The sequence below is a fragment of the Azospira sp. I09 genome (assembly GCF_009177135.1).
GTDB lineage: Bacteria > Pseudomonadota > Gammaproteobacteria > Burkholderiales > Rhodocyclaceae > Azospira > Azospira oryzae.
In genome coordinates this window covers 3,237,634-3,255,835 of the sequence record NZ_AP021844.1, presented here as the reverse complement: position 1 = coordinate 3,255,835, position 18,202 = coordinate 3,237,634, and the positions used below count along the sequence as shown (strand labels likewise).

Sequence of the window (18,202 nt, the reverse complement as noted above, 5' to 3'; positions counted from 1 at the left end):
CGAGGCGCCCACTTCCGCCGAACCCCGAAGACGGATGTCTCCGGCCCGACGGCCACAACCGCGAGGATCAAAGCGCCTTAACGCGCTTCCCGCTCTGCGGCATCAACCCGTTCCTGCCCCTGCCGACCCGCCTGTTCCAGCTGTCCCTGCAGCTTTTCCTGGGTCTCTTTGGCCTGCTGAACTTCCTGAGCCTTGGCGGCTCCGCCTGCTGCAGCCGTGGTGGCGGTGTCGGCCAGGCCACAGGCAGTCAGGGAAAGAAGAAGCGCGATGCAGACGATACGCAACATGGGGGCTTCCAACGGGAAGGGCGTACTGTACTCCTAAATATCGGAGATTACGAGCTTTTTCCCGGCAAACGCGGTGCCGGATGCCTATACTCGAAGTAGGGATTTCCCCCCGGCATGAACGCTAAGGAGAACGTCATGAGCTTCTTCGATGGCTCCATCGGCCGCTGCGAAGCGGTCCACGAAATGGTCCTGACCGATCAGACTCAACGGCAATGCGCCTTGGAGCACGGCTGCCCGCCGGGGAGGGAGTGTCCGCTGGATGGCTGCTTTGCCCAGGTTTCCGGTCTGGCAGAAAGCGACATGCCCGTGACCGGCGAAACAACGGCCAAACGCTTTCGCCACTGATGCTGACCAGTAGCCTCGTCCGCGGGGCTAGGTACGGGAGAGTTATGTTGGCTTAGGCCGCCAGCGGAACGGGAGCGTAACCGACGTTGCGCATATGCACGGCCAGGGCCGTATCCATGGTGGCGGCATGGGTGGTGAACCAGTCCACCAGTTCCGCCACGGCCTTGCGCCCGATGGAAATGTCGCCCCGGCTGACGAAGCGGCGGATGCTCTGCAGGGTCTGCAGGACTCGCCGATGCTCATCCATATGGCAGTGGATGGGAAGAAAGTTGGAGGCCTCCATCCAGCGGTCTTCCTGCTCGAAATGATCCACGGTGTGGGCCAGGAACTGGTCGAAGCCATCCAGGAACTGGTCATCGGCAATTTCGGCCAGGCGGTTGATCCACTCCACGAACTCCTTGTGGGTGTGATCCATGGGAGCGCAGCCCAGGTCGTACTGGGGCAGCCAGGGCATCAGAGGCATCACTTAATCCATATAAAACGTACGGTTATTATCCATTTTGAAGTGCACCGCCATTTTGATGCACATTAAAAATTGCGGATATGCCATAAGCCGCACTTTTCCCTGGTGGGCGCTGCTGCCTGGATTAAACTGATACCAACAAACAAGAGGGGGAGACAAAGCATGAGCAACGTCAAGACGCTGAACCCGCTGATCCCGGACCCGGAAATTTTCCAGGACTTCGTGGATGCCCTGGGGGACCACATCCCAGCCATCGAGCGAGACATCGGCCGGTTGAAGAATGCCCCGGAGGACCGGGCCGTACTGGCCGATCTCTTCCGCGCCGTACACACCATCAAGGGCGATGCCGCCCTGTGCAAGCTGGACCTGGCGGTGCGCATCGCCCATCCCATCGAATCCATCCTCTCCCGCCTGCGGGAAGGACAGCTGCAGTTCTCCGAGCTCATCGGCGAAGCCGTGCTGCTGGCCCTGGACCGCCTGGAGCTGGCCATCGACGCCATTGGCGCCGGTCGCTCGGTGGAAAATCTGCGCCTGGACAAGCTGATCCAGGGCCTCGACGCCCTGGGCGGCTGCCAGCCGGCCGAAGTGGACCAGTACAGTGCCGAACTGATCGAGGCGGTCACCGGCTTCCAGCCCATCGCCAGCATCGGTACTGCGCCGCGGCAGGCCCGGCCGGTTCTGCGCAGCAACGAACATCTGGCCAACGACCTGCGCTTCTTCCGCAGCCTGGCCCAACAGTTCGAGAACCGCTCCCCCCTCTTCAAGGGCCGCAGCGCCAGGCTGCTGAAACTGGCCCTGGACACCAATGCGGAAGCAGGCAAGCCGGTGGACCCGGTGCAGCTGGCAGCCGCGGTCTACATGCACGACCTTGGCATGATGTTCGTCCCCGAGTCGGTCTGGCTCAAGGTGGGGCGCATGACGGACGAGGAAAAGCAGCAACTGCGTCAGCACCCGCTGCAGGGGGCCGGCCTGCTGCAGCGCATGGAGGGCTGGGAGGAGGCTGCCCGCATGGTGGCGGAGCACCACGAAATGCCCGACGGCGCCGGCTACCCCAAGGGCCTGGGGCAAAGGGACATCTGCGACGGGGCCAAGATCCTGGCCATTGTGGATGCCTTCGAGGCGGTCACCCTGAAACATGGCCAGCGGGGCCATACCCGCTCCGTGCTGCGGGCCATTGCCGAGGTCAACGCCTGCGACAAGCAGTTCGCCCCGGAATGGATCGTCCCCTTCAATGCCGTCATCCGGCGCCAGGTGGAAGCGGCCGACTAGACGGAGGCGGCCAGCCGGCGCAGAACGACGGAGGCGGCCACCAGACCGAAGCTGGCGGTCACGGTGACGGCGGAACCGAAGCCGGCGCAATTGAGGCCGGCTGCGCCGCCACCGGCCGGTGCCGAACAGGCTGTATCGGGATAACGCAGGGGCTCTTCCGAATAGACGGCGTCAATGCCGAATTTCTTTTTCGGGTCCTTGGGAAAGCCGTGGCTCTTGCGCAACTGGCCCCGCACCTTGGCTAGCAGAGGGTCCTGGACGGTACGGGAGAGATCGGCAACCCGGATCATGGTCGGGTCCATCTGTCCGCCGGCCGCCCCGGCCGTCACCACCGGCCAGTCATGGCGCCGGCACCAGGCCAGCATGGCGGTTTTCGCCCGCACCCCGTCGATGGCATCCACCAGATAATCCACCGGCGGCAAGGCCCCGAGCAGGGCATCCAGGTTGTCGGGCTCGACGAAGTCGTCCACCAGGGTCAGCCGGCAGTCCGGATTGATCTGCCGCACCCGCCCGGCCATGGCTTCGATCTTCGCCTGGCCCAGGGTGGCCTCCAGGGCATGGATCTGCCGATTCAGATTGGATTCGGCCACATGGTCCAGATCGATCAGGGTCAGGGCCCCCACTCCGCTGCGTACCAGGGCTTCCACGCTCCAGGAGCCAACGCCGCCGATACCGACCACGCACACATGGGCCGCCCGGAAGCGGGCCAGGGCCTGGGTTCCGTAGAGCCGGGCAACGCCACCGAAGCAGCGCTCGTAATCGGGGGAGGAGTCGATTTGGTTCATGGCGGGCGATGATACCCCAGGCCGCAGCTCCCTGGCTGCCCGGGGCCCGGGCTGCTACCATGGTTGCATCATGAGCCATGACAAGAAACTGCGTTCCCAGAAGGCAGGGCTGGAGCCCGGCAGCCTGGTCCATCTCGGCGAGGTGAAGACCAGCACGCCCACGCTGATGCTGCTCGAGTACGACAGCAACGGTCTGTACGAGCAGGAGTTGAGCAGCCGGGAGCAGGTCGACGGACTGGTCCGGCGCCCTGGCTGCACTCTCTGGCTCAATGTTTATGGCCTGCAGGACCCGGACCTGATGGCCGCCATCGGCAAACGTTTCGGCCTGCACCCCCTGGTGCTGGAAGACATCCTCAACACAGACCAGAGGCCCAAGGTCGACGACTACGAGGACTATCTCTACCTGGTGGCGCGCCTCTTCGATTACGTGCCCCACAGCCGCCAACTGGCCAGCGACCAGGTCAGCATCATCCTGGGCAAGGATTTTGTCCTCACCTTCCAGGAGCGCCCCTCCGGCACCTTTGGCGCACTGCGGGAACGGCTGCGGGCCAATCGCAACCAGGTTCGCCGCCTCGGCGCCGACTATCTGGCCTATTCCCTGCTGGACTCCCTGGTGGATCGCTATTTCGCCCTGGTCGAGCAGGTGGGCGACCATGCTGAAATTCTGGAGACTTCCCTCATCAACCGGCGCCCCCGGCCGGGGGTATTGCAGTCCATCCACCGGCACAAGCGGCAGATCACCACCCTGCGCCGTGCCATCTGGCCCCTGCGGGAGGTGCTCAACGTCCTGCTGCGCAGCCATGACGGTTTCTTCCGGGCGGAAACGGTGCTCTACCTGCGCGACGTCTACGATCACACCGTCCATCTGATCGAGTCCCTGGAGGACCTGCGGGACCTGCTGACCGGCCTGCTGGACATCTACCTCTCCGCAGTCAGCAACCGGGTGAACATGGAGGTTCGGGCACTGACCGTGGTGGCCACCATTTTCATGCCGGCCACCCTGATTGCCGGCGTCTTCGGCATGAACTTCCATGTCATGCCCTGGCTGGAACACCCCGATGGATTCTGGTTCGCCATGGGACTGATGGGCGCCATCGCCACCATCATGCTGGCGGCCTTCTGGCGACGGCGCCTGATCGGCTGAGCAACCGACTCCTAGCGGTTGTCCAGCCAGAAGGCCAGGCCCTGGGCATTGAGTTCGATATCCAGGGCAAAGATCTCCAGCAGTTGCGCTTCCGGCACGGTCCAGCCGTAGCGCTTCGCCTCTGCCAGCAGCAGGTCGTTGAGACCGGCCACCAGCTGTTCCTGGCGTACCTGACCGCTTCCTTCCACAGCTTCGACCAGCGCCACGTGGGCGTCCAGCAGGCGATGCAGGTCGGCCCCCAGGCGCTTGACGTCATGCACCCGGCTGAAATGGGTGAGGAACATGTAGGGCAGGTCAAAGGAAAGCAGCAGGTCGATGGAGGCATGCATGGCCGCCGGATCGAACTGGACGGGTGTCGTGGTGGGGAAGACGAACTGTTTCAGTTCGTCCCCAACCTGGAGGTCCAGTTCCCGATAGGACAGGCCGAAGGTATCGCCGGTAAAGATGCCGCCCCCCTTGCGATCCACCAGCCCCAAATGATGCTTGGCATGGCCGGGCAAATCGAGGCACAGCAGTTCCCGATTACCCAACTGCAGGCGGGTTCCGTGACCGGCCTCGATGATCCGCTCAGAGGGCACCGGAATCAGTTCCCCGTAGAAGTCCCGGGCCCGGGACTCCCCATAGACGGCCACCACGCCGGCCCAAAGCTTGGACGGCTCGGCCATGTGCCGTGCGCCCCGGGAGTGGACCACCAGACGGGCATTGTCGAAGGCCTGCATATACGCCCCGGCACCGCCCGCATGGTCCAGATGGATGTGGGTGAGAACCACGTAGTCCACGCAATCCGCCGTCAGCCCCAATGCCGCCAAGGCCGACTGGACGCGGGGCAGGGAAGCATTGTTGGCCGTATCCACGACTGCCACCCGCCCCTCATCCACGATGAGATGAATGGCCGCCAGATGGGGGCGGCCATAGCCGGATTCCAGGGCATATACACCCTGCTCATAGGGGATCAATCCCAGTTCGGTGTTGTTCATGGTCTCCATCATTCTTGTTGAGTGTGGGGTTATTGTAGCGGAGCACCGTACTGAGGCGTATTGCCACCCGAGCCACTCTGTGGGAGCCTCGCCTTATTCCTTTTTCAACGCTACGCACCGGTCAGCCATGAGCCATTTTTTTGCAGACGACGGCGAGAAGATCCATCTGCACGTTTCCGGCAACGGCACACCGCCGATTGTGATGCTGCACGGGTGGACGTCCAGCCATCAGGAGTGGTTCCCCTTCCTGCAGGACCTCAACACCCACCATCGGGTGTGGCGTTGGGACGCCCGTGGCCATGGCGGCCACGCCCTGAGCCAGCCGACCCCGCCGACCGTACAGCGCATGGCCAGGGATTTGCGTAATCTGCTGGAGACCTACGATTTGGAAGAGGTGGTGGCTGTCGGCCACTCCATGGGTGCCCTGACCCTGTGGCAGTACATCCGTGATTACGGCTGCGACCGTCTGGGGAAGATTTGCCTGATCGACCAATCACCTAAGCTAGTTACGGCCGCAGACTGGCCCCACGGCGTTTACGGGGATTTCGACGAGCACCGCTCCAGCGCCTTCATCAACGAACTGGAACAGGACTTTCCTGAAGCCGTGCTACGCCTGGGAGCCCTCGGCCTGAATCGGCGCGCCAGGGAAAAATACGAAGCGAATGCCAAGGGCTGGGCCAAGGCCCGGGAATGGTTAAGTCAGTTGCCCAGCAACCCCTTGATTGCCTGCTGGCAGAGTTTGACGGAAGCGGATTACCGGGATGTGCTGCAGCAGATCCACATTCCGGCTCTGCTGATTTACGGCGGCGAAAGCAACTTCTATCACAGCAGCACCGCACACTATGTCGCAGCCCGCATACCCCGGGCCCTGCTACACATCTACGAAGGCACGGACCACTCCCCCCACCAGTGGCAGAGGGAGCGTTTCGTCCGGGACCTGCTGACGTTTGTCGTTGGTTAGCCGAGCTTAACGACAGGCCAGCATCTCCACTTCGAATACCAGGGTTGCATTGGGGGGGATGACACCGCCGGCACCACGGGCACCATAGCCCAGTTCCGGCGGAATGGTGAGCTTGCGGCTCCCGCCGATCTTCATTCCCTGCACCCCCTCATCCCAGCCGGCAATGACGTGGCGGGCCCCCAGCATGAACTCGAAAGGATCATTGCGATCCTTGGAGGAGTCAAACTTCTGGCCATCCGTCAACCAACCGGTGTAATGCACGGTAACGATGTCGCCGGCCTTGGCTTCGACGCCGTCGCCCAGGACCAGTTCTTCAATGATCAGGCCGGAAGCAGTGGTGGTAGTACTCATGAAGTCTCCTGAAAGTTAGGGGAAAAACGGGCTGCAATTATTGCTCAGACAGCGCTCAGGCGATCCGGAAAATCCCGCTCGAGTTGCTGCAGCTTCGGCGCAATCACCAGCTGGCAATAGGGTTGAGCGGAATTTCGCGCGTAATAGTCGCAATGATACGCTTCCGCCTGATGGAAAGGCCCCAGAGGCAGCAATTCCGTGACGATGGGGCTGGGCCACCGGGCCTGAAGGTCAGCGATGAACTGCTTTGCCAGCGCTTCCTGCAGGGGACTGGCGAAGAATATGACCGAGCGGTACTGGGAGCCTATGTCATGCCCTTGTCGATTGACAGTGGTGGGGTCATGGCTACTGAAAAACACCTGTAGCAAGGCTTGAAAGCCAATTCGAGCTGGATCGAAGGTAATCCGTACAACCTCTGCGTGACCCGTCGTTCCGGTGCATACGGCCTCATAGTCCGGGGCCTCGGTGCGCCCACCGCTATAACCCGGTTCCACGGACAGTACGCCATCCAAACGACGGAATACCGCTTCCAGACACCAGAAACAGCCTCCCCCCAGGGTCAGATGATCTACCTCAACATTGCCTAATGTCATGTTGGTTTCCATTGCTGGTGGATGGAAATGGACCATCAGGAGGTAAATAAATTCACTGCGAATGCTCCCCTTGCGACAGTTCAAGTCACCAGGAGGCCGTTTTTGAGTTGGGGGGGATTTGGCGGGGTACAAATAGAAACACCCCAGCCACGAGGTAGCTGGGGTGTTGTAAGGGGAGCCTGGCGGTGACCTACTTTCGCACATGAAGTATGCACTATCATCGGCGCAACTCTGTTTCACGGTCCTGTTCGGGATGGGAAGGGGTGGGTCCAGAGCGCTATGGCCGCCAAGCGTAACTTGTTCGCTCGCCGTCGAGTGACGTCGAGCGCAAAATGGGAGAAGGTTAAATGTGATTGCGTTTCAAACTGAAGCGCTTTGATCTCAGAGTTATAGGATCAAGCCGCACGGGCAATTAGTATCGGTTAGCTTAACGCATTACTGCGCTTCCACACCCGACCTATCAACGTGGTGGTCTTCCACGACCCTTTAGGGGGCTCGAAGCCCCGGGGAAGTCTAATCTTGAGGCGAGTTTCCCGCTTAGATGCTTTCAGCGGTTATCTCTTCCGTACTTAGCTACCCGGCGATGCGACTGGCGTCACAACCGGTACACCAGGGGTACGTCCACTCCGGTCCTCTCGTACTAGGAGCAGCCCCCCTCAAACTTCCAGCGCCCACGGCAGATAGGGACCAAACTGTCTCACGACGTTTTAAACCCAGCTCACGTACCTCTTTAAATGGCGAACAGCCATACCCTTGGGACCGGCTACAGCCCCAGGATGAGATGAGCCGACATCGAGGTGCCAAACACCGCCGTCGATATGAACTCTTGGGCGGTATCAGCCTGTTATCCCCAGAGTACCTTTTATCCGTTGAGCGATGGCCCTTCCATACAGAACCACCGGATCACTATGACCTGCTTTCGCACCTGCTCGACTTGTGGGTCTCGCAGTCAAGCACGCTTATGCCATTGCACTATTAGCACGATGTCCGACCGTACCTAGCGTACCTTCGTACTCCTCCGTTACCTTTTGGGAGGAGACCGCCCCAGTCAAACTGCCTACCATGCACGGTCCCAGACCTGGATTCACAGGCCATGGTTAGAACCTCAAACAAACCAGGGTGGTATTTCAAGGACGACTCCACCAGAACTAGCGTCCTGGTCTCACAGTCTCCCACCTATCCTACACAGATCGGTTCAAAGTCCAATGCAAAGCTACAGTAAAGGTTCATGGGGTCTTTCCGTCTAGCCGCGGGGAGATTGCATCTTCACAAACATTTCAATTTCGCTGAGTCTCAGGAGGAGACAGTGTGGCCATCGTTACGCCATTCGTGCAGGTCGGAACTTACCCGACAAGGAATTTCGCTACCTTAGGACCGTTATAGTTACGGCCGCCGTTTACCGGGGCTTCGATCAAGAGCTTGCACCCCATCACTTAACCTTCCGGCACCGGGCAGGCGTCACACCCTATACGTCCACTTTCGTGTTTGCAGAGTGCTGTGTTTTTATTAAACAGTCGCAGCCACCATTTCACTGCAACCCCATCGAGCTTCGAGAGCAAGTCTCTACACCCTACCGGGGCGCACCTTATCCCGAAGTTACGGTGCCAATTTGCCGAGTTCCTTCTCCTGAGTTCTCTCAAGCGCCTTAGAATTCTCATCCTGCCCACCTGTGTCGGTTTGCGGTACGGTCCCAATGTAACTGAAGCTTAGAGGCTTTTCTTGGAAGCTTGGTATCAATCACTTCGCGCTCAAAGAGCGCTCGTCGTCACGCCTCAGCTTAGCCCCCCGGATTTGCCTAAGGGGCACGCCTACACGCTTAAACCGGGACGTCCAACACCCGGCTGACCTAACCTTCTCCGTCCCCCCATCGCATTACATTGAGGTACAGGAATATTAACCTGTTTCCCATCGACTACGCTTTTCAGCCTCGCCTTAGGGGCCGACTCACCCTGCGCCGATGAACGTTGCGCAGGAAACCTTGGGCTTTCGGCGAGGGAGCTTTTCACTCCCTTTATCGCTACTCATGTCAGCATTCGCACTTCTGATACCTCCAGCATCCCTCACGAGACACCTTCAACGGCCTACAGAACGCTCTCCTACCATATCCAAAGGATATCCGCGATTTCGGTGCATAGTTTGAGCCCCGTTACATCTTCCGCGCAGGACGACTCGACCAGTGAGCTATTACGCTTTCTTTAAAGGATGGCTGCTTCTAAGCCAACCTCCTGGCTGTCTGAGCCTTCCCACCTCGTTTCCCACTTAACTATGTCTTTGGGACCTTAATCGGCGGTCTGGGTTGTTTCCCTCTTGACACCGGACGTTAGCACCCGATGTCTGTCTCCCAAGCTCGCACTCTACGGTATTCAGAGTTTGCTATGGCGAAGTAAGTCGCGATGACCCCTTCAACCATTACAGTGCTTTACCCCCGTAGGTGATACTTGAGGCACTACCTAAATAGTTTTCGGAGAGAACCAGCTATTTCCGGATTTGTTTAGCCTTTCACCCCTATCCACAGCTCATCCCCTAACTTTTCAACGTTAGTGGGTTCGGACCTCCAGTGCGTGTTACCGCACCTTCATCCTGGCCATGGATAGATCATCCGGTTTCGGGTCTACGCCATGCTACTTAACGCCCTTATCAGACTCGGTTTCCCTACGCCTTCCCTACTCGGTTAAGCTCGCAACATAACGTAAGTCGCTGACCCATTATACAAAAGGTACGCAGTCACCCCACGAAGGGGCTCCCACTGTTTGTATGCATGCGGTTTCAGGATCTATTTCACTCCCCTCCCGGGGTTCTTTTCGCCTTTCCCTCACGGTACTGGTTCACTATCGGTCGATTACGAGTATTTAGCCTTGGAGGATGGTCCCCCCATATTCAGACAGGGTTTCACGTGCCCCGCCCTACTTGTCGCAAACTTAGTACCACGATCCTGTTTTCGCGTACGGGGCTATCACCCACTACGGCGACACTTTCCAGAGTCTTCCGCTAACAGATTCGCTATCACTTGCAGGCTGTTCCCATTTCGCTCGCCACTACTTTGGGAATCTCGGTTGATTTCTTTTCCTCCGGCTACTTAGATGTTTCAGTTCACCGGGTTCGCCTCCACTGACCTATGTATTCAGTCAGGGATACTCCTTGCGGAGTGGGTTTCCCCATTCGGACATCTCTGGATCAAAGCTTCGTTGCCAGCTCCCCAGAGCTTTTCGCAGGCTTGCACGTCCTTCATCGCCTGTAATCGCCAAGGCATCCACCACATGCACTTAGTCGCTTGATCCTATAACTTTGAGGCCTCTTCCGAGGCAGTTATAAGCAACTCAGTTTGTGTTTGTATCGCGCTAGCTGTAACGCGATACGATGCAATCACAATGTATATCTGGCTTGGTTTCGGCTCCAGATATACAACCTTCTCCATTTTGTTAAAGAGCAAACAGCATTGACCAAGAGGTCAGACCTAAGCATCCGTGCTTACGTATGAGCTCTTGCAGACAACCGAAGGGGTTGGTGGAGGCAGACGGGATCGAACCGACGACATCCAGCTTGCAAAGCTGGCGCTCTCCCAACTGAGCTATGCCCCCGCCTGATGAAGCGTTGGTGGGTCAGGTAGGAATCGAACCTACGACCCCCGCCTTATCAAGACGGTGCTCTAACCGACTGAGCTACTGACCCAAACTTCTCTTACCGAAGGGTCAGTAGAGGACCCGGAGTCAGTACGCCTGCGCGCTACTCCTGCTCCTGGCCTTTCCCTCATGCTGTTACTTGAACAACCGATAGGTTGTAGATGCTTGGAGGATGCTTTTCTCTAGAAAGGAGGTGATCCAGCCGCACCTTCCGATACGGCTACCTTGTTACGACTTCACCCCAGTCATGAATCCTACCGTGGTAATCGCCCTCCTTACGGTTAGGCTAACTACTTCTGGTAGAACCCACTCCCATGGTGTGACGGGCGGTGTGTACAAGACCCGGGAACGTATTCACCGCGACATGCTGATCCGCGATTACTAGCGATTCCGACTTCACGCAGTCGAGTTGCAGACTGCGATCCGGACTACGATCGGCTTTCTGGGATTGGCTCCACCTCGCGGCTTGGCAACCCTCTGTACCGACCATTGTATGACGTGTGAAGCCCTACCCATAAGGGCCATGAGGACTTGACGTCATCCCCACCTTCCTCCGGTTTGTCACCGGCAGTCTCATTAAAGTGCCCAACTGAATGATGGCAATTAATGACAAGGGTTGCGCTCGTTGCGGGACTTAACCCAACATCTCACGACACGAGCTGACGACAGCCATGCAGCACCTGTGTCCAGGCTCCCTTTCGGGCACCAATCCATCTCTGGAAAGTTCCTGGCATGTCAAGGGTAGGTAAGGTTTTTCGCGTTGCATCGAATTAATCCACATCATCCACCGCTTGTGCGGGTCCCCGTCAATTCCTTTGAGTTTTAACCTTGCGGCCGTACTCCCCAGGCGGTCAACTTCACGCGTTAGCTGCGGTACTAAAAGGTTTAACCCTTCCAACACCTAGTTGACATCGTTTAGGGCGTGGACTACCAGGGTATCTAATCCTGTTTGCTCCCCACGCTTTCGTGCATGAGCGTCAGTACTAACCCAGGGGGCTGCCTTCGCCATCGGTATTCCTCCACATCTCTACGCATTTCACTGCTACACGTGGAATTCTACCCCCCTCTGCCGTACTCTAGCCTCGCAGTCACAAACGCAGTTCCCAGGTTGAGCCCGGGGATTTCACGTCTGTCTTACGAAACCGCCTGCGCACGCTTTACGCCCAGTAATTCCGATTAACGCTCGCACCCTACGTATTACCGCGGCTGCTGGCACGTAGTTAGCCGGTGCTTCTTATGCGGGTACCGTCATCAACAACGGATATTAGCCGTTGCCATTTCTTCCCCGCCGAAAGAGCTTTACAACCCGAAGGCCTTCTTCACTCACGCGGCATGGCTGGATCAGGGTTGCCCCCATTGTCCAAAATTCCCCACTGCTGCCTCCCGTAGGAGTCTGGGCCGTGTCTCAGTCCCAGTGTGGCAGATCATCCTCTCAGACCTGCTACGGATCGTCGCCTTGGTGAGCTTTTACCTCACCAACTAGCTAATCCGACATCGGCCGCTCCAAGAGCGCGAGGTCTTGCGATCCCCCGCTTTCCTGCTCACAGAATATGCGGTATTAGCGTAACTTTCGCTACGTTATCCCCCACTCCTGGGTACGTTCCGATGTATTACTCACCCGTTCGCCACTCGCCACCAGGAGCAAGCTCCCGTGCTGCCGTTCGACTTGCATGTGTAAGGCATGCCGCCAGCGTTCAATCTGAGCCAGGATCAAACTCTTCAGTTTAATCTCTGCTTAAAACTCGCTTGACGGATATATTCAAGTTTCCTTGACTACATCTTTGTGCAAGCGCTTGATTCATTTGTCCGACCTAAGCCGGAACACCCAACCAAGCACCTACACCTATCGGTTGTCCTATTTTTTAAAGAGCTTGCAAATCAAGATCTTATCTCAATCTGCCGCGTCGCCGTAGCAACGAAAGACGCGCATTCTACATACTTCTTTTACTGCTGCCAAGCACTATTTGCACTTGGCTGAAATTTTTTTAGCTTTTTGCTTAATTACGCATGCGGCTCACCCTTAGAGAAGCAAACACCCCAGCCACGAGGTAGCTGGGGTGTTGTAAGGGGAGCCTGGCGGTGACCTACTTTCGCACATGAAGTATGCACTATCATCGGCGCAACTCTGTTTCACGGTCCTGTTCGGGATGGGAAGGGGTGGGTCCAGAGCGCTATGGCCGCCAAGCGTAACTTGTTCGCTCGCCGTCGAGTGACGTCGAGCGCAAAATGGGAGAAGGTTAAATGTGATTGCGTTTCAAACTGAAGCGCTTTGATCTCAGAGTTATAGGATCAAGCCGCACGGGCAATTAGTATCGGTTAGCTTAACGCATTACTGCGCTTCCACACCCGACCTATCAACGTGGTGGTCTTCCACGACCCTTTAGGGGGCTCGAAGCCCCGGGGAAGTCTAATCTTGAGGCGAGTTTCCCGCTTAGATGCTTTCAGCGGTTATCTCTTCCGTACTTAGCTACCCGGCGATGCGACTGGCGTCACAACCGGTACACCAGGGGTACGTCCACTCCGGTCCTCTCGTACTAGGAGCAGCCCCCCTCAAACTTCCAGCGCCCACGGCAGATAGGGACCAAACTGTCTCACGACGTTTTAAACCCAGCTCACGTACCTCTTTAAATGGCGAACAGCCATACCCTTGGGACCGGCTACAGCCCCAGGATGAGATGAGCCGACATCGAGGTGCCAAACACCGCCGTCGATATGAACTCTTGGGCGGTATCAGCCTGTTATCCCCAGAGTACCTTTTATCCGTTGAGCGATGGCCCTTCCATACAGAACCACCGGATCACTATGACCTGCTTTCGCACCTGCTCGACTTGTGGGTCTCGCAGTCAAGCACGCTTATGCCATTGCACTATTAGCACGATGTCCGACCGTACCTAGCGTACCTTCGTACTCCTCCGTTACCTTTTGGGAGGAGACCGCCCCAGTCAAACTGCCTACCATGCACGGTCCCAGACCTGGATTCACAGGCCATGGTTAGAACCTCAAACAAACCAGGGTGGTATTTCAAGGACGACTCCACCAGAACTAGCGTCCTGGTCTCACAGTCTCCCACCTATCCTACACAGATCGGTTCAAAGTCCAATGCAAAGCTACAGTAAAGGTTCATGGGGTCTTTCCGTCTAGCCGCGGGGAGATTGCATCTTCACAAACATTTCAATTTCGCTGAGTCTCAGGAGGAGACAGTGTGGCCATCGTTACGCCATTCGTGCAGGTCGGAACTTACCCGACAAGGAATTTCGCTACCTTAGGACCGTTATAGTTACGGCCGCCGTTTACCGGGGCTTCGATCAAGAGCTTGCACCCCATCACTTAACCTTCCGGCACCGGGCAGGCGTCACACCCTATACGTCCACTTTCGTGTTTGCAGAGTGCTGTGTTTTTATTAAACAGTCGCAGCCACCATTTCACTGCAACCCCATCGAGCTTCGAGAGCAAGTCTCTACACCCTACCGGGGCGCACCTTATCCCGAAGTTACGGTGCCAATTTGCCGAGTTCCTTCTCCTGAGTTCTCTCAAGCGCCTTAGAATTCTCATCCTGCCCACCTGTGTCGGTTTGCGGTACGGTCCCAATGTAACTGAAGCTTAGAGGCTTTTCTTGGAAGCTTGGTATCAATCACTTCGCGCTCAAAGAGCGCTCGTCGTCACGCCTCAGCTTAGCCCCCCGGATTTGCCTAAGGGGCACGCCTACACGCTTAAACCGGGACGTCCAACACCCGGCTGACCTAACCTTCTCCGTCCCCCCATCGCATTACATTGAGGTACAGGAATATTAACCTGTTTCCCATCGACTACGCTTTTCAGCCTCGCCTTAGGGGCCGACTCACCCTGCGCCGATGAACGTTGCGCAGGAAACCTTGGGCTTTCGGCGAGGGAGCTTTTCACTCCCTTTATCGCTACTCATGTCAGCATTCGCACTTCTGATACCTCCAGCATCCCTCACGAGACACCTTCAACGGCCTACAGAACGCTCTCCTACCATATCCAAAGGATATCCGCGATTTCGGTGCATAGTTTGAGCCCCGTTACATCTTCCGCGCAGGACGACTCGACCAGTGAGCTATTACGCTTTCTTTAAAGGATGGCTGCTTCTAAGCCAACCTCCTGGCTGTCTGAGCCTTCCCACCTCGTTTCCCACTTAACTATGTCTTTGGGACCTTAATCGGCGGTCTGGGTTGTTTCCCTCTTGACACCGGACGTTAGCACCCGATGTCTGTCTCCCAAGCTCGCACTCTACGGTATTCAGAGTTTGCTATGGCGAAGTAAGTCGCGATGACCCCTTCAACCATTACAGTGCTTTACCCCCGTAGGTGATACTTGAGGCACTACCTAAATAGTTTTCGGAGAGAACCAGCTATTTCCGGATTTGTTTAGCCTTTCACCCCTATCCACAGCTCATCCCCTAACTTTTCAACGTTAGTGGGTTCGGACCTCCAGTGCGTGTTACCGCACCTTCATCCTGGCCATGGATAGATCATCCGGTTTCGGGTCTACGCCATGCTACTTAACGCCCTTATCAGACTCGGTTTCCCTACGCCTTCCCTACTCGGTTAAGCTCGCAACATAACGTAAGTCGCTGACCCATTATACAAAAGGTACGCAGTCACCCCACGAAGGGGCTCCCACTGTTTGTATGCATGCGGTTTCAGGATCTATTTCACTCCCCTCCCGGGGTTCTTTTCGCCTTTCCCTCACGGTACTGGTTCACTATCGGTCGATTACGAGTATTTAGCCTTGGAGGATGGTCCCCCCATATTCAGACAGGGTTTCACGTGCCCCGCCCTACTTGTCGCAAACTTAGTACCACGATCCTGTTTTCGCGTACGGGGCTATCACCCACTACGGCGACACTTTCCAGAGTCTTCCGCTAACAGATTCGCTATCACTTGCAGGCTGTTCCCATTTCGCTCGCCACTACTTTGGGAATCTCGGTTGATTTCTTTTCCTCCGGCTACTTAGATGTTTCAGTTCACCGGGTTCGCCTCCACTGACCTATGTATTCAGTCAGGGATACTCCTTGCGGAGTGGGTTTCCCCATTCGGACATCTCTGGATCAAAGCTTCGTTGCCAGCTCCCCAGAGCTTTTCGCAGGCTTGCACGTCCTTCATCGCCTGTAATCGCCAAGGCATCCACCACATGCACTTAGTCGCTTGATCCTATAACTTTGAGGCCTCTTCCGAGGCAGTTATAAGCAACTCAGTTTGTGTTTGTATCGCGCTAGCTGTAACGCGATACGATGCAATCACAATGTATATCTGGCTTGGTTTCGGCTCCAGATATACAACCTTCTCCATTTTGTTAAAGAGCAAACAGCATTGACCAAGAGGTCAGACCTAAGCATCCGTGCTTACGTATGAGCTCTTGCAGACAACCGAAGGGGTTGGTGGAGGCAGACGGGATCGAACCGACGACATCCAGCTTGCAAAGCTGGCGCTCTCCCAACTGAGCTATGCCCCCGCCTGATGAAGCGTTGGTGGGTCAGGTAGGAATCGAACCTACGACCCCCGCCTTATCAAGACGGTGCTCTAACCGACTGAGCTACTGACCCAAACTTCTCTTACCGAAGGGTCAGTAGAGGACCCGGAGTCAGTACGCCTGCGCGCTACTCCTGCTCCTGGCCTTTCCCTCATGCTGTTACTTGAACAACCGATAGGTTGTAGATGCTTGGAGGATGCTTTTCTCTAGAAAGGAGGTGATCCAGCCGCACCTTCCGATACGGCTACCTTGTTACGACTTCACCCCAGTCATGAATCCTACCGTGGTAATCGCCCTCCTTACGGTTAGGCTAACTACTTCTGGTAGAACCCACTCCCATGGTGTGACGGGCGGTGTGTACAAGACCCGGGAACGTATTCACCGCGACATGCTGATCCGCGATTACTAGCGATTCCGACTTCACGCAGTCGAGTTGCAGACTGCGATCCGGACTACGATCGGCTTTCTGGGATTGGCTCCACCTCGCGGCTTGGCAACCCTCTGTACCGACCATTGTATGACGTGTGAAGCCCTACCCATAAGGGCCATGAGGACTTGACGTCATCCCCACCTTCCTCCGGTTTGTCACCGGCAGTCTCATTAAAGTGCCCAACTGAATGATGGCAATTAATGACAAGGGTTGCGCTCGTTGCGGGACTTAACCCAACATCTCACGACACGAGCTGACGACAGCCATGCAGCACCTGTGTCCAGGCTCCCTTTCGGGCACCAATCCATCTCTGGAAAGTTCCTGGCATGTCAAGGGTAGGTAAGGTTTTTCGCGTTGCATCGAATTAATCCACATCATCCACCGCTTGTGCGGGTCCCCGTCAATTCCTTTGAGTTTTAACCTTGCGGCCGTACTCCCCAGGCGGTCAACTTCACGCGTTAGCTGCGGTACTAAAAGGTTTAACCCTTCCAACACCTAGTTGACATCGTTTAGGGCGTGGACTACCAGGGTATCTAATCCTGTTTGCTCCCCACGCTTTCGTGCATGAGCGTCAGTACTAACCCAGGGGGCTGCCTTCGCCATCGGTATTCCTCCACATCTCTACGCATTTCACTGCTACACGTGGAATTCTACCCCCCTCTGCCGTACTCTAGCCTCGCAGTCACAAACGCAGTTCCCAGGTTGAGCCCGGGGATTTCACGTCTGTCTTACGAAACCGCCTGCGCACGCTTTACGCCCAGTAATTCCGATTAACGCTCGCACCCTACGTATTACCGCGGCTGCTGGCACGTAGTTAGCCGGTGCTTCTTATGCGGGTACCGTCATCAACAACGGATATTAGCCGTTGCCATTTCTTCCCCGCCGAAAGAGCTTTACAACCCGAAGGCCTTCTTCACTCACGCGGCATGGCTGGATCAGGGTTGCCCCCATTGTCCAAAATTCCCCACTGCTGCCTCCCGTAGGAGTCTGGGCCGTGTCTCAGTCCCAGTGTGGCAGATCATCCTCTCAGACCTGCTACGGATCGTCGCCTTGGTGAGCTTTTACCTCACCAACTAGCTAATCCGACATCGGCCGCTCCAAGAGCGCGAGGTCTTGCGATCCCCCGCTTTCCTGCTCACAGAATATGCGGTATTAGCGTAACTTTCGCTACGTTATCCCCCACTCCTGGGTACGTTCCGATGTATTACTCACCCGTTCGCCACTCGCCACCAGGAGCAAGCTCCCGTGCTGCCGTTCGACTTGCATGTGTAAGGCATGCCGCCAGCGTTCAATCTGAGCCAGGATCAAACTCTTCAGTTTAATCTCTGCTTAAAACTCGCTTGACGGATATATTCAAGTTTCCTTGACTACATCTTTGTGCAAGCGCTTGATTCATTTGTCCGACCTAAGCCGGAACACCCAACCAAGCACCTACACCTATCGGTTGTCCTATTTTTTAAAGAGCTTGCAAATCAAGATCTTATCTC

The 18,202-nt window shown here is 56.7% G+C and carries 10 protein-coding genes, 4 tRNA genes and 6 rRNA genes; 4 read left to right on the top strand and 16 right to left on the bottom strand.

Annotated elements, in window-relative coordinates; translation table 11 throughout:
- Nucleotides 1-77: 77 nt before the first annotated feature.
- Entirely contained in the window at nt 78-287 is a 210-nt protein-coding gene (locus tag AZSP09_RS15320) for a hypothetical protein (RefSeq protein ID WP_014236446.1), read from the bottom strand.
- A 135-nt stretch (nt 288-422) separates the two neighbouring features.
- Here AZSP09_RS15320 and AZSP09_RS15315 point away from each other — a divergent pair, with 135 nt between their 5' ends.
- Nucleotides 423-632 (top strand): hypothetical protein, encoded by a 210-nt coding sequence (locus AZSP09_RS15315; protein ID WP_152090518.1) that lies wholly within the window; start codon nt 423-425, stop codon nt 630-632.
- A 52-nt stretch (nt 633-684) separates the two neighbouring features.
- Here AZSP09_RS15315 and AZSP09_RS15310 read toward each other — a convergent pair whose 3' ends face one another.
- Nucleotides 685-1,095 (bottom strand): hemerythrin domain-containing protein, encoded by a 411-nt coding sequence (locus tag AZSP09_RS15310; protein ID WP_014236444.1) that lies wholly within the window; start codon nt 1,093-1,095, stop codon nt 685-687.
- Nucleotides 1,096-1,257: 162 nt separating this feature from the next.
- On the opposite strand from AZSP09_RS15310, the gene AZSP09_RS15305 reads away from it, so the two are divergent.
- Nucleotides 1,258-2,364, top strand: coding sequence for an HD-GYP domain-containing protein (locus AZSP09_RS15305; RefSeq protein WP_152090517.1), 1,107 nt, complete (start codon nt 1,258-1,260; stop codon nt 2,362-2,364).
- Here the strand turns inward: AZSP09_RS15305 and tcdA are convergent.
- The gene (gene tcdA / locus AZSP09_RS15300) at nt 2,361-3,149 is read right to left on the bottom strand and encodes a tRNA cyclic N6-threonylcarbamoyladenosine(37) synthase TcdA (RefSeq protein WP_152090516.1); all 789 of its coding nucleotides are present in this window, start codon (nt 3,147-3,149) and stop codon (nt 2,361-2,363) included. The genes AZSP09_RS15305 and tcdA overlap by 4 nt on opposite strands.
- Before the next feature lie 70 nt (nt 3,150-3,219).
- Between tcdA and corA the strand changes: the two genes are divergently transcribed.
- A complete protein-coding gene (corA, locus tag AZSP09_RS15295) occupies nt 3,220-4,293 on the top strand; it encodes a magnesium/cobalt transporter CorA (RefSeq protein ID WP_152090515.1) in 1,074 nt (357 codons plus the stop codon).
- Between the two features lie 11 nt (nt 4,294-4,304).
- On the opposite strand, the gene AZSP09_RS15290 is transcribed toward corA, so the two are convergent.
- Nucleotides 4,305-5,270 (bottom strand): MBL fold metallo-hydrolase, encoded by a 966-nt coding sequence (locus AZSP09_RS15290; protein WP_152090514.1) that lies wholly within the window; start codon nt 5,268-5,270, stop codon nt 4,305-4,307.
- On the opposite strand from AZSP09_RS15290, the gene AZSP09_RS15285 reads away from it, so the two are divergent.
- Nucleotides 5,269-6,231, top strand: a complete 963-nt coding sequence (locus AZSP09_RS15285) for an alpha/beta fold hydrolase (RefSeq protein ID WP_232058807.1) — start codon at nt 5,269-5,271, stop codon at nt 6,229-6,231. The two genes, AZSP09_RS15290 and AZSP09_RS15285, sit on opposite strands and share 2 nt — an antisense overlap.
- A gap of 6 nt (nt 6,232-6,237) precedes the next feature.
- On the opposite strand, the gene AZSP09_RS15280 is transcribed toward AZSP09_RS15285, so the two are convergent.
- The 12 genes from AZSP09_RS15280 to AZSP09_RS15225 form a co-directional block, all read right to left on the bottom strand.
- On the bottom strand, nt 6,238-6,582 hold the full coding sequence (locus tag AZSP09_RS15280) for an FKBP-type peptidyl-prolyl cis-trans isomerase (protein WP_014236438.1): 345 nt from the start codon (nt 6,580-6,582) through the stop codon (nt 6,238-6,240).
- A 44-nt stretch (nt 6,583-6,626) separates the two neighbouring features.
- Nucleotides 6,627-7,175 (bottom strand): peptide-methionine (S)-S-oxide reductase MsrA, encoded by a 549-nt coding sequence (gene msrA / locus AZSP09_RS15275; protein ID WP_152090909.1) that lies wholly within the window; start codon nt 7,173-7,175, stop codon nt 6,627-6,629.
- A gap of 177 nt (nt 7,176-7,352) precedes the next feature.
- A 5S ribosomal RNA gene (gene rrf / locus AZSP09_RS15270) occupies nt 7,353-7,466 on the bottom strand.
- Nucleotides 7,467-7,566: 100 nt separating this feature from the next.
- A 23S ribosomal RNA gene (locus AZSP09_RS15265) occupies nt 7,567-10,452 on the bottom strand.
- 225 nt (nt 10,453-10,677) lie between these two features.
- Nucleotides 10,678-10,753 (bottom strand) — tRNA-Ala (locus tag AZSP09_RS15260).
- A gap of 14 nt (nt 10,754-10,767) precedes the next feature.
- A tRNA-Ile gene (locus AZSP09_RS15255) sits at nt 10,768-10,844 on the bottom strand.
- 137 nt (nt 10,845-10,981) lie between these two features.
- Nucleotides 10,982-12,521 (bottom strand): 16S ribosomal RNA (locus AZSP09_RS15250).
- Nucleotides 12,522-12,866: 345 nt separating this feature from the next.
- Nucleotides 12,867-12,980, bottom strand: a 5S ribosomal RNA gene (gene rrf, locus AZSP09_RS15245).
- A gap of 100 nt (nt 12,981-13,080) precedes the next feature.
- Nucleotides 13,081-15,966: ribosomal RNA gene (locus tag AZSP09_RS15240) — 23S ribosomal RNA — on the bottom strand.
- 225 nt (nt 15,967-16,191) lie between these two features.
- Nucleotides 16,192-16,267: transfer RNA gene (locus tag AZSP09_RS15235), tRNA-Ala, on the bottom strand.
- A 14-nt stretch (nt 16,268-16,281) separates the two neighbouring features.
- A tRNA-Ile gene (locus AZSP09_RS15230) sits at nt 16,282-16,358 on the bottom strand.
- A 137-nt stretch (nt 16,359-16,495) separates the two neighbouring features.
- Nucleotides 16,496-18,035, bottom strand: a 16S ribosomal RNA gene (locus tag AZSP09_RS15225).
- Together the 16S, 23S and 5S rRNA genes with 4 tRNA genes alongside form the textbook arrangement of a ribosomal RNA operon.
- Nucleotides 18,036-18,202: the final 167 nt, after the last annotated feature.